Origin of the sequence: Paenibacillus sp. MMS18-CY102, assembly GCF_009789195.1 — a bacterium.
Lineage (GTDB): Bacteria > Bacillota > Bacilli > Paenibacillales > Paenibacillaceae > Paenibacillus_T.
The window spans coordinates 33,073-45,556 of sequence record NZ_WSTC01000002.1 but is presented as its reverse complement, the minus strand read 5'-3'; the positions used below and the strand labels follow the sequence as shown (position 1 = coordinate 45,556).

10 protein-coding genes are annotated in these 12,484 nt (G+C 50.0%); 2 read left to right on the top strand and 8 right to left on the bottom strand.

What is annotated here, in order from left to right; all coding sequences use genetic code 11:
- Nucleotides 1-76: 76 nt before the first annotated feature.
- Nucleotides 77-1,501, bottom strand: a complete 1,425-nt coding sequence (locus GON22_RS01830; protein WP_160394427.1) for a methyl-accepting chemotaxis protein — start codon at nt 1,499-1,501, stop codon at nt 77-79.
- A gap of 214 nt (nt 1,502-1,715) precedes the next feature.
- Nucleotides 1,716-2,225, bottom strand: a complete 510-nt coding sequence (uraD, locus tag GON22_RS01825) for a 2-oxo-4-hydroxy-4-carboxy-5-ureidoimidazoline decarboxylase (protein WP_160394426.1) — start codon at nt 2,223-2,225, stop codon at nt 1,716-1,718.
- 236 nt (nt 2,226-2,461) lie between these two features.
- On the opposite strand from uraD, the gene GON22_RS01820 reads away from it, so the two are divergent.
- On the top strand, nt 2,462-2,923 hold the full coding sequence (locus GON22_RS01820; protein ID WP_160394425.1) for an Lrp/AsnC family transcriptional regulator: 462 nt from the start codon (nt 2,462-2,464) through the stop codon (nt 2,921-2,923).
- Between the two features lie 109 nt (nt 2,924-3,032).
- On the opposite strand, the gene GON22_RS01815 is transcribed toward GON22_RS01820, so the two are convergent.
- From GON22_RS01815 to ytxC, 3 genes are all read right to left on the bottom strand, one after another.
- A complete protein-coding gene (locus GON22_RS01815; RefSeq protein WP_160394424.1) occupies nt 3,033-3,599 on the bottom strand; it encodes a 3D domain-containing protein in 567 nt (188 codons plus the stop codon).
- A 141-nt stretch (nt 3,600-3,740) separates the two neighbouring features.
- The gene (thrS, locus tag GON22_RS01810) at nt 3,741-5,678 is read right to left on the bottom strand and encodes a threonine--tRNA ligase (protein ID WP_160394423.1); all 1,938 of its coding nucleotides are present in this window, start codon (nt 5,676-5,678) and stop codon (nt 3,741-3,743) included.
- 440 nt (nt 5,679-6,118) lie between these two features.
- A complete protein-coding gene (gene ytxC / locus GON22_RS01805) occupies nt 6,119-7,033 on the bottom strand; it encodes a putative sporulation protein YtxC (protein ID WP_237178954.1) in 915 nt (304 codons plus the stop codon).
- A gap of 152 nt (nt 7,034-7,185) precedes the next feature.
- Between ytxC and GON22_RS01800 the strand changes: the two genes are divergently transcribed.
- Complete coding sequence (locus tag GON22_RS01800; RefSeq protein WP_160394421.1) at nt 7,186-8,301, top strand: GGDEF domain-containing protein; 1,116 nt, start codon at nt 7,186-7,188, stop codon at nt 8,299-8,301.
- Between the two features lie 517 nt (nt 8,302-8,818).
- Here GON22_RS01800 and mqnC read toward each other — a convergent pair.
- The 3 genes from mqnC to GON22_RS01785 form a co-directional block, all read right to left on the bottom strand.
- Nucleotides 8,819-9,955, bottom strand: coding sequence for a cyclic dehypoxanthinyl futalosine synthase (gene mqnC, locus GON22_RS01795; protein ID WP_160394420.1), 1,137 nt, complete (start codon nt 9,953-9,955; stop codon nt 8,819-8,821).
- Between the two features lie 169 nt (nt 9,956-10,124).
- Nucleotides 10,125-11,309: a MalY/PatB family protein gene (locus GON22_RS01790; RefSeq protein ID WP_202113040.1), complete on the bottom strand. Its 1,185-nt coding sequence runs from the start codon at nt 11,307-11,309 to the stop codon at nt 10,125-10,127.
- Nucleotides 11,310-11,313: 4 nt separating this feature from the next.
- Nucleotides 11,314-12,474, bottom strand: coding sequence for a PLP-dependent transferase (locus GON22_RS01785; RefSeq protein WP_160394419.1), 1,161 nt, complete (start codon nt 12,472-12,474; stop codon nt 11,314-11,316).
- Nucleotides 12,475-12,484: the final 10 nt, after the last annotated feature.

Below are 12,484 nucleotides of genomic sequence, written 5' to 3'. Positions count from 1 at the left end.
CATTTGATCAATATCACCATTTTACATGAACCAAAACGATTTGAAAACCCCCAAATTCATTTCGACTCGTAACTTTTTATGTCGATTCGTTGAATTCCTTGACCCTGATGTCAGCTCCAATGACACCGATCGGCCGCCCCTCTTGATTACGCACTGGAACAGCAATCGTTACGCACGGCCTCTTCGTAATTGCCGATATGTAAACTTCAGAGGTGAACGCCTTTCCTTCCATCGAACGTTTCCACCAGTCTCGCCCATTGGCGTTCACCAGCCCTGCCTCAGGCAACGAGAATACGAATGATCCATCTGCCCGATTCGACCAGATTGCTTCGATATCCGTCTTGCCACGCAGCAGCGCTGTCAGCAAACGTTCATGCGCAAGCTCATCCATTGCGCTGATCTCTGGATTCGCAGCTTCGGTTTGAAGCCAGTTCAGCAATTCTGCCCCATTCACATTAACCATCTTCGCTTCAGCTTGATAGCCGATCTGGCGTAACGTTTGCCCCAGCTCATCTGACGTTTTATTCAGGTTGCGGCTAACAAGGTTTAACTTCGAAATTTGCTGGCGCTGCTGCTGTGAAATCGCAATGGTGCCATCGACGCTGGTTAGCGTCTCGTTCACAGAATCAACAACCTCCTTCAGCATCTGGGAAAGCTCCTCCATATGGCCAGCTTGTTGCGTGCTCGCTTTATCCGTATGCCCAACCAAACGATCCACTTCAGAAATGCGATTAAAAATAATATCCATTCGTTCTTTATTTTTGGCCATCTCCGCTACGCCACGTTCCACAGCCAGCCGTTCCTGCTCGACGGATTGTACAACATTCTGAATCCCCTGCTCGATCTGGTCCACAATGCCGGAGGAGCGGCGCACCGCTTGATGGCTTTGATCCGCCAGCTTCCTTATTTCTTGAGCGACTACCGAAAAACCTCGGCCATATTCTCCCGCATGTGCCGCCTCAATCGACGCATTCAACGCCAGCAATGACGTTTGGGATACAATATCCTGTATAAACGTATTAATTTCATATATATTCGACATTTGGTCAATCAACGATTGAAAATGCAATTCCATTGAATGGTTATGCCCAGCCAAATCAACCATCACCTGGTCGGTAGCTTGCAATGAGCGGCAAACATCGAGAACCACGCTTTTGGCATCCTTACTCTCCACATTAAGCCGTGAAGACGCTGCACTTATTTCGTCAGCTGCAGAAGCAACCTCCTGCAATGCCGAGAACGCCTCTTCAATGCGCGATACCGCTTGCGCACTTCGCTTGTGTAACTGCTCCTCCTGCTTAGTAGAATGATCCGCTACAAACGTCAACCGCCCGATAGATGAATTAACTTCAACTACAGCTGCCTGCAACTGATTCGAGATCACTTCCGATTCGTTAAACAGCCTCACCAGCATTTGCCTGTCTGCCGACAATCCCTCTGAATGTCCAGCAGCCGGTGCTTCGTTTCTTTTTTTCCACAACTTTTGCAGCCCGATTGCCATACGTCTTCACTCCCACATCCGTTGTTTGCTTCCTCTTAAAAAACCCACCAATGTTAATTTATTCGACACAATATGTCACATTCCTCCTTCCCATTATAAACTGCCGTTACATTACCTCCCACATTGTCTGCTAAATCAAGCGAAGCGATGATAAATCAGCAAAAAAAAAAGAACGCACAGGCACATTAACCTATGCGTTCCGCTTGCAATTTGCTCAAGCTGTTGTGTTCTCGTCTTGAACACGATCCCTGAGCCGGAAACCGGTTATCCGTCCAATCTCGGCAACCGCAGCATCCAACTCATCTTCCCGTCCATTCTCCACCCGTCTAATCATCGCTTCTATAATATCAGGCTTCGACTTCCCTTTGACCGCCATTATAAAAGGAAACCCGAAAGCCGCGGTATACCGCGCATTTAACGCAACCAATTGCTCATATTCCGCAGGCGTTAAGCGATCTAAGCCCGCACCGTTTTGCTCAGCTACTGAAGCATCTGTCATCTGCAGCCGGCTGCCCAAGTCAGGATGGCTGCGAAGAAGCTTAACCTTATCCTCTTCATCAAGAGAAGCAATAACTTGTTTTAAAGCCGCATGCATTTGCTCGACATTATGGAATGGCCGTTCCTCAAATACGCGCTCCATGACCCAGGGCGAATGCTCTACTACCCAGCCTACCGCCTCCATAAACGATTCCTTCGGCAATTGGTTCAACTGCGAAATTTTCATCCCCATTCTCCTTTCGTTTGTTAACCAAATTGATTCACTAATCGATATATCGATAATATCAACCCTTAAACAAGCTCGGATGTTAACTATCCTATCCTCATATTATATAAAACCCTATTATGTTGCGTCAAACGGTGCAAAAACAGGCTGAAACGGTTAGTTTATGAAAGATCTATTTCCAAACAAGCATTTTTATGTTATGTTTTATTACATACAGAAGGAAAGGTGGACTGCTGATGGTGCTTCCACATTTGGACGGAATCGATCAACGAATCGTCGATCTGCTGCTGGTAAACGGGCGGCTGCCATATGCGAAGATAGGAGAATCGTTAAGTTTGTCGCGTGTTGCAATTCAGAAGCGTGTAGAATCGCTGATTGAAGATGGAATCATCGAGCATTTTACGATTCGCGTAAACGTCGCCAAGCTTGGCAAGGCGGTGTCTGCTTTCTTTGAAGTCGTCATAGAGCCTCGTTTTGTAGAACAAGTTGGCAACAAGCTAGCGGAAGAGCCATGTGTTATCAGCATCTACCAAATGACAGGTCCGACAACGCTGCATATGCATGCCCAGCTGAAAGACGAAGAAGATGTAGAAAAGTTTTTATACGAAAAAATTTATACGCTGCAAGGCGTCGTAAACGTCGAAACGCAGCTCGTCATCAAACGCTTTAAAGCTGGCAACGGCTTTGAAGTTTACTAACTCACCAGGCCACCTCACGAATGAGCAAGAGCCCCTGTGTCGACGGCACAGGGGCTCTTGCTCATTAACTGTTCCATTCCATTATGTGAGCCGGCAGCATCGCCGCCGTTTAAGATTCTAGATAAGCTTGCGGGATTGACCGGCTGGCCGCAAGCGCCTCATTAACGGAATTAAGCCACGCTTGGGATAGCTTGCCATTCCCTTTCTTGAGCACCTGCACCTTCACCTTACGCTTGCCCCATTGTGAGTACACTTGTTTGATCGATTCAAAATACAAATCAATCCGCTTGCCTTTAATTGCTGAGCCTGTATCAGCCACTACTCCATAACCATAATTCGGAATGTACAGCAAGGTACCGATCGGAAAAACTTTCGGGTCAGCTGCAATCGTCGACATACGGCCCCGCCTTACTTTAACCCCCGAATAAGTGATGCCGTATTGCGGGTGCCCAGGGCGTTTGCCTGTCGACTCTACACCTGCGGTGTAACCTGTCGCTACGACCTCGATCGTAGACGGCCTAGCTAATTCATCATCGCCATCGGCTTTGTCGATGGCTGCTGCGTATACAGTTGATGCGCACCCTTCCCATCCCATTAATGCTGAACTAGCAGCAAATATCGTTAGGCATAGGAACAAGGCAGCACGGTGCCGTACCCGAGCGAAGCTTGATAACATCAGTTATCTCCTCCTTATGAAGAAGGTTGCCCCGCATGCCTTCCAATTATGCACAAAAGAACGATCCTCTGCAACCTAAAATCGGGCAGCAGAGGATCGTATTTCTTCTATGCGATTTCAAATGGCAACCTGGCTGGTTACCTAGACCGTCTTGGCTGCGATTTCTCCCGCAAGCAAAGCAATCAGCTCGCTCACTTCTTTCGCTCCAATGTCGCCTTCACCGCGTTTGCGGACCGACACCGTGCCAGCTTGGGCCTCGTTGTCACCTACGATGAGCATGTAAGGCAGCTTCTCAAGCTGTGCTTCACGGATTTTGTAGCCAAGCTTCTCGTTACGCAAATCCGATTCTGCGCGAACGCCTGCAGCCATCAGCTTTTCTTCCACTTCGCGTGCATAGCCGTCGTATGCGGACGATACCGGAATAACGCGAGCATGCATCGGGGACAGCCACAGCGGCAATGCCCCTGCGAAGTTCTCAAGCAAGTAAGCCGTCATGCGCTCCATTGTACTGATGATGCCGCGGTGGATAACGACCGGGCGATGCTTCTTGCCATCGTCGCCGACATATTCAAGCTCGAACCGTTCAGGCAACAAGAAGTCGAGCTGTGCCGTCGAAAGCGTCTCTTCTTTGCCAAGCGCTGTTTTGATCTGCACGTCCAGTTTCGGGCCGTAGAACGCCGCTTCGCCTTCCGCTTCGAAGAATGGCAGCTCAAGCTCTTCGACTACTTCGCGAAGCATGCGCTGCGACATTTCCCACATGTTGTCGTCTGGGAAATACTTCTCCGTATCCTGAGGATCGCGGTACGACAAGCGGAACCGGTATTCCTTGATGCCAAAGTCTGCATACACTTGGCGAATCAAGTTAATGACGCGTGCAAACTCTTCTTTGATCTGATCCGGGCGGCAGAAAATGTGTGCATCGTTCAGCGTCATCGCACGCACGCGATGGAGGCCCGTCAGTGCGCCGGACATTTCGTAGCGGTGCATCGTGCCAAGCTCTGCTACGCGGATCGGCAGATCGCGATAGCTGCGCATGTCGCTTTTGTATACCATCATATGATGCGGGCAGTTCATCGGGCGAAGAACAAGCTCTTCGTTATCGAGCGCCATTGGAGGGAACATATCTTCCGAATAGTGCTCCCAGTGTCCGGAGATTTTGTAAAGCTCAACGTTCGCGAGAACCGGCGTGTAAACATGGGAATAGCCCAGACGTTCTTCAAGGTCAACGATATAACGTTCCATTGTACGGCGAACGCGCGCACCGTTCGGGAGCCACAGCGGCAAGCCTTGGCCAACTTCACGGGAGAACGTGAACATCTTCAGCTCACGGCCCAGTTTACGGTGATCCCGCTTCTTCGCCTCTTCGAGGAAATGAAGATGCTCATCTAATTGCGCTTGCTTAGGGAAAGCTGTTCCGTAAATCCGTTGCAGCATTTTGTTCTTGGAATCGCCGCGCCAGTAAGCGCCCGCGATGCTCAATAGCTTAAACGCTTTAATGCGTCCCGTCGACGGAAGATGAGGACCGCGGCACAAGTCGAAGAACTCGCCTTGATCATAGATCGTTAGCTCGACGTTCTCTGGCAGATCACGGATTAGCTCCAGCTTCAGCGGATCGCCCAGCTCTGTAAACGTTGCAATCGCTTCTTCGCGCCCAATGACGCGGCGGCGGATTGGCAAGTCTTCTTTGACGATCTTTGCCATTTCTTTCTCGATTTTCACCAGATCTTCTGGCGTTAACGATTGTTCCAAATCAATATCATAGTAGAAGCCATCTTCGATAACTGGCCCGATGCCAAGCTTAACCGCAGTATTGCCATACAAGCGTTTAATGGCTTGTGCCATCAAGTGAGCCGTACTGTGGCGGTACACTTCCAATCCATCCGCGGAGTCCAGTGTTACGATCTCAACTTTAGCATCTGCCTCAATCGGCGTATAAATATCGACAACTTTACCGTCAATTTTTCCTGCTACTGCATTTTTTTGAAGCCCTTTGCTAATCGAGCCAGCAACATCATCAATCGTTGCGCCTGACTCATATTCCCGGACTGCGCCGTCCGGAAGCGTGACTTGAATCGCCATGGTTCATTCTCCTCTGCCTCTATTATGATTAAGGTCAAACAAGTTTAGCGAGGATGCCCGAAAACAACAAAAAAGCACGCATCCCCGCAAAGGGACGAGTGCTTGTATACTCGTGGTTCCACCCTCATTCGTACGCGCTATATAGCCAGCTGCTGACGAGCTGGAAACGCGAACCTCATGACATTCGGTAACGGGAATGATCCGTTACGGCTTACAACTAAGCGAATGCTCACCATTCAAACTCAGGTTCAACCGCAAAGCTACAAAGGGGTATATTCACCGTTGCCCCGGAAGAAGCTTGCAGCCTTGGCTTCTCTCTCTGTACCGTGCATCGTCGGCAAATCATTGTCTTCGTCAACGCTGTTCCATTGTTAACAATTGTGTTCGCTTTATTATACCTAAGCGATCACACATGGTCAATATGGCCACTGCCACCCATTCTACACTCGATTTTCGAATGACGAATGGCATGATCCACAGCCGACGCATACGCTTACGCGAAGCCCGAAGATCGATTCAATCGTCCGAATGATTTGAAGCTCCGGCTGCCTCGTATGAATGATAATCTGCTTAGGCGAGATCGTCACAAGCGTACTTATCACCATATCCTCCACATTCATCTCATACTCAACCATCTCTGCAACGATCCGGTCGACAGGCTTATGTTCGAGCGGCTGCAGCCGTTCATCGCACACCATAAATTCATGCCCGGATTTATGGACGAGATGGACGAGCGGCAGCTTGGGATCCTGCAGGTCGACAAAATATTTCAGCAGCGAAATAAACTCCTGGTATTGTTTATCCATCACGAATTCATCGACCGCATACTCCGCTGCATCCCGCAGTTCATTCCAGTAGGCTTGCAACCGGAACGTGACAAAACCCGTCAGGTGAAGCTCCGTATGTTCCTGTAGATACAGTTCCAGCTCATCCGCTACTTTCTGCCTTCTTCTCTTGCGGTCCACCTCGCTAAAAGCATCTCGGTCTGGGAGCGAAACAGGGACCGAGCCGAGCATCTCGGAGCAGAAACGAACGATTGTGTCCAATTCCTCCGGACGCTCAATCCGATATTGCTTGCGGACGATTGACGAGAGCAACAATGGCTCCAATTCAGAAACAATATACTCTGCGATGGCCAAGGCTGTGCTTTGATACAACGCTGCACCATGCTGGGTTAACCGGAATTCAGGCTGCTTATCGATCCAGCCAATCAGCCGATCCATCCCCGACTTCCATTCGAGCCGCGACACGGCGGGGATATTATGTAACTGCGTGTACTCCCGAACTAACAGTTCATATAGTTTGATTCGCTGACTTTGTTCAGCGTCGTGCAAGGATATGGAAAAAAGCTCCATGCGCTCACCCCTTTCCTTCTTTAAAAGTATATGCCGCCAGCCCGCGTATATACGATGAACCGTCTGGGACTGTTGGAAAGGTATTTAAACGGCGGTCGAATCATGATATATTGGAACGTATTATGAAAGTTTTCTGGTGGTGAATGACTCGCATGGATTTAGAATCCTTGATCGAAGCACGCGAGAGATGGAATCGACGATTATTGCTAGGCTTTTGGACTTTTGTGACGGTATCGCTGCTCATTGAGCTCGCTTATTGGGCCTTTACAGCTCGATTCGACATTCTAATGCCAACCGCCCTTCAGCTCTTCATTATGTTAATTTCGCACTTTTCTTTGAAACGAATGGACAAAAGCTTACATGACTATGTAATGATTATTTGTTCATCACTTCTAGCCTCTGTCTACCTATTCAGCTACGATACAGACTACTTATGCTTTCTGCTGCTTCTCCCAATCGTGCTTACCATTTATTATCTGGATACGCGTAAGCTTTTCTTTGGCGCAATTACCGCATTATTGCCGCTTCAACTCTATTATTGGGCAGGAACCGAGTTATTTGCCTTTACAGCTAAACCAGCGCATGAGCAGATTGGCACAACGATCATTTTCGCTTTCGTCGCCTTCATCTCATGGGCAACGATACGAAGAGGGCAAGCGCTCATCCAATATTCAACGAAAATCCACCTTACAAACCAAGACCTGCTGGTCAAAACCGTACTTATGGATAAGCTGATCAAAACAGATGCATTGACCGAGCTGTACAATCACATTACGTTCCATGAATATCTTGAGCATCTAATCGTACAGCATGAAGCGAACGACCTGTCGTTGCAGCTTGCCCTTATCGATATCGACAACTTCAAGCTCGTCAATGACCAGTACGGACATCGTGCCGGCGATGCGATCTTACGAAGAGTGTCTGAAATTATTCGTACCGTTTCCGGCGCTAATGATGTTGCTGCAAGGTATGGCGGCGAAGAATTCGCCATTCTTCTGACAGACAAGATGCCCGAGCAATCGTTAGCGCTTCTTGAGAAGCTCCGTGTCAAAATCGCTGCCGAAACCCATGACCTGTTGGATGGCAAAAAAGTTACGATCAGCATCGGCTTCTCGCGTTATCGCCCTTGGGAAGGAAAAGAAGTGTTTTTCGCCAGAACCGACGAAGCCTTGTACATGGCTAAAAAATCAGGCAAAAACCGCATCGTATTGGCTGATGACATCGACCCACAGAGCGGAAATGCCGAATCCGCTTCTACGAGCGCGTAGCGCAAAATCAAAAGCAGCCCTTCCTTATTAAAACCAAGGAGGGCTGCTTCTTTTCATAGAAGGACCTGATGCGGTCCAGCAGGTCCGGGTTCTTTCTTTTAGCTTATTGCCATGCAATTGCATTCTGTACAACAAAAAAAGCAGGAGCAGCCTGCACGGGACGCTCCCACTGCAGTTCATGCAATGGGATACGGTCTTGAAGAGGCAAGATGTGCCCAAATCATTGAAAGCTGCCTTTTCCATTGCACGATATGCAATGACACCACCTCACTTCCGCATTCGCGTTGATTCTATTGTACAAACTGCAATGAGAGCAGGCTGCGGCTGCATTATGCACCAACGCCATCTTAAATAAGACGTACAACAGAACCCGCACACACCAACGTTGCCTTAACACAGCAACGCCACACACTCCGCACTCAAACACAACGCCTACCATTGCAGCACAAAAACAGGGGGTGTCCCCACCCAGCCATTGCGGCTTTTGGGACACCCCCTTATTGGCAATATAAATCCATTAGTTCTGCATGACAAAATCGACTTGTGCTTCCTCGTTCTCTTCGTACACTTTCATAATTTCGTACTTCGTATTGCGCTGCGCTGGAATCTTGCCAGCTTCGCGAATAAGGCGCAGCGTCAGCTCGATGTTGACCTTATGCGTCGTGCCTGCGGCCGAAACGACATTTTCTTCCATCATCGTGCTGCCGAAGTCGTTGCAGCCGTATTGAAGCGACAGCTTGCCGTATTCCGGTCCCATCGTTACCCAAGAGGATTGCAAGTTGTCGATGTTATCGAGGAAAATGCGGCTGACCGCAACCATTTTCAAATATTCCTCTGGCTTCGACTTCTCAACGCGCATATTCGTATTGTCCGGCTGAAGCGGCCATGAAATAAAGGCCAAGAAGCCTTTGGAATCATAGTTGTTCGCGATGCACTCATCCTGCGCATCCCGCACACGGAGCAGGTGAAGCGCACGCTCCTCCATCGTTTCGCCAAAGCCGTACACCATCGTAGCCGTCGTATTCATGCCGTGCTTATGCGCGGACTTCATGACATCCATCCAGTCCGTCCAAGAGCCTTTGAGCTTGCTCACTTTACGGCGTGTCCGGTCGTCTAGAATTTCTGCGCCGCCGCCTGGCAACGAGTCGAGGCCCGCTTCATGAATTTGGCGGATAACCTCGTCGAGCGACAACCCGTCCGACACTTCCTTCATCTTCATGATCTCGGCTGGCGAGAAGGAATGCATCGTAATTTGTGGGAAGCGCTGTTTAATCTCACGCAGCACATCCGTGTAATACGAGAACGGCAAATCCGGGTTCGTTCCGCCCTGCATCAGAATCTCCGTACCGCCTACATCAACGGTTTCTTGGATTTTCTGCATAATTGTCTCGTTAGGAAGAACATACCCTTCCTTCGAGCCTGGCGCACGGTAAAATGCACAGAATCGGCAATATACGTCGCACACATTCGTATAGTTAACATTCCGGCCGACAACGAACGTCGTAATCGGTTCCGGATGCTTACGGAGCATGATTTGGTTTGCAACCTGCCCCATTTTTTCAATTTCGTCTGATTCAAGAAGCACGACGCACTCTTCGAGGCTAATTCGCTCGCCGCGAAGCGCCTTTTCCAATACGGAATCTACAGTATGCATCCTGAAGCCCTCCTTAAGGATCGCGCCTTATAAAAACATGTACGCTATAATCCGGTCGTGGTAATGTCCATCATCTTATCCTATCACAAAAAGACCGCGGCAGTCACCCGACAGAAATGTGACTGCCACGGCAAAACGAGCCAAATCTGGCTCGTTTCCGCAACGCTTCCTATTGGCGAACAGCTTGAACGGCCTCGGCGAACCGCTCCAGCGCCTCGGCCAGAATCGACCTTGGGCACGCGACGTTAATGCGCAGGTATCCTGCGCCTTGCTTGCCGAATACGGAGCCTTCGCTGAAGGCGACGCCCGCTTTTTCAAACATCAGCTTCTTCAGCTCTTGCGGATCCTCCGATATAGCGCGGCAATCCAGCCATACCATATACGTGCCATCCGGCTTCATCGCCTTAATCTGTGGCAGGCGATCCTGCACGAACGAGAGCACGACGTTCACGTTCTCCTCCAGATAAGGAATCAGCTGATCCAGCCACTCGTCACCGTGATTATAAGCCGACTCCACCGCCGTTAGGCCAAAGTAGCTTTCCATATGTATGGATAACGTCTTGAGCAAATGATTGTACTTATTGCGAATCCTGTCATTCGGAATAATAACCGTTGCTGCCTGTAAGCCAGCCAGATTAAACGTCTTGCTTGTTGCGATACACGTAATCGTCTGCTGGGCGATCTCTTCAGAGAGCGTTGCAAACGGCGTATGCTTATGCCCACTGAAAACGAGATCATGGTGAATCTCATCGGCGATAACGAGCACATCATGTTTGATGCAAATTTCTGCAACCCGCTCCAGCTCCTCGCGCGTCCAGACGCGTCCGCCCGGATTATGCGGCGTACATAGCAGCAACAGCTTAGCTCCCGCTGCAGCTTGCTGCTCCAGCAAGCCGAAATCCATCTCGTAACGCCCATCTTTAAGCACTAACGGATTATCGACGACCACGCGGTCATTCATGCGAATGACGTCATAGAACGGATAGTAAACAGGCGATTGCAGAATAACGCCGTCCCCCGGCTTCGTGAAAGCTTGTACGACAAGGCTGAGCGCCGGAACGACACCCGGGCTCGATGAAATCCAGTCATGCTGGATCTTCCAGCCATGCCTGCGTTCCAGCCAGCCTTCCACAGCTTCATGATACCCCTTCGTCCGAATCGTATAGCCATAGATCCCTTGATTCGCGCGCTCTTTGATCGCCTCTACAACCTCATGCGGCGGCTCAAAGTCCATATCTGCCACCCACAGCGGAAGCAGATCGGCCCGTCCAAACAGCTTCTCCGACTGATCCCACTTGTACGATGCTGTACCGTAGCGATTGATGACTTTATCAAAATCGTACTTGATGCCCATGCAATTATGCCTCCTCGATTTCGCGCTTCGCTGCCGCAAGCGCCTGCTCAAGATCGGCAATCAGGTCATCCGAATGCTCGATGCCGACGGAGAAACGAAGCAACCGATCGTCAACGCCGATCTTCTGGCGAATTTCAAGCGGGATATCCGCATGCGTCTGTACCGCTGGATACGTCATGAGCGATTCAACGCCGCCAAGGCTCTCTGCGAATGCGATTAACTGAACGTGGCGCAAAATCGGCTCAACATAACGCGCATCCTTCAGCTTAAACGAGAAGATTCCTGTATTACCGGAAGATTGGCGGCTTTGCACGTCATGCCCTGGATGGTGTGGCAACGCAGGATAGAACACTTCCTCGACAGCCTCATGGGACATCAGATATTCCGAAACACGCGTTGCGTTATACTGGTGGCGCTCCATGCGCAGCGCCAGCGTCTTCATGCCGCGCATTAACAGCCAAGAGTCCTGCGGCCCAAGCACCGCGCCGATGGAGTTATGCAGGAATGCCATTTCCTCCGACAGCTCTTTGCCTTTCGTAATGATCAGCCCCGCAAGCACATCGTTATGGCCGCCGAGGTATTTGGTCGCGCTGTGCACGACGATGTCTGCACCTAACTCGATTGGGCGTTGGAAGAACGGCGTGAGCAGCGTGTTGTCCACGATGGTGAGCAGGCCTTTCGATTTCGCCCAAGCGCTAACGCGCTCGATATCCGTAATCATCATGAGTGGGTTGGTTGGCGTTTCAATAAGAACAGCCTTCGTTTGCGGCGTACACAACTCGCTAATGCCATCCAAATCATTCGTATCCACATAGGAAGCTGTAACACCGAACCTCGACATGATTCGTTCCAGCAAGCGGTACGTTCCGCCATAAAGGTCAAGGGAAACGATCAGATGATCGCCTTGGCCAAAGAGCGAGAATACGGTCTGCAGCGCCGCCATTCCCGTACTGCATGCGAATGCTGCATCGCCAGACTCTAGTTCCGCCACTGCTTCCTCCAGCACCGAACGTGTCGGATTTTTCGTACGCGAGTAGTCAAAGCCCGTGCTTTCGCCAAGCTTCGGATGGCGGAAAGCTGTCGAGTTATAAATAGGGAAGCTGACTGCTCCTGTCTTCGGTTCTTTGGTGGAGCCTATTTGTGCCAAGCGGCTTTCGATTTTCATTAACGGGATC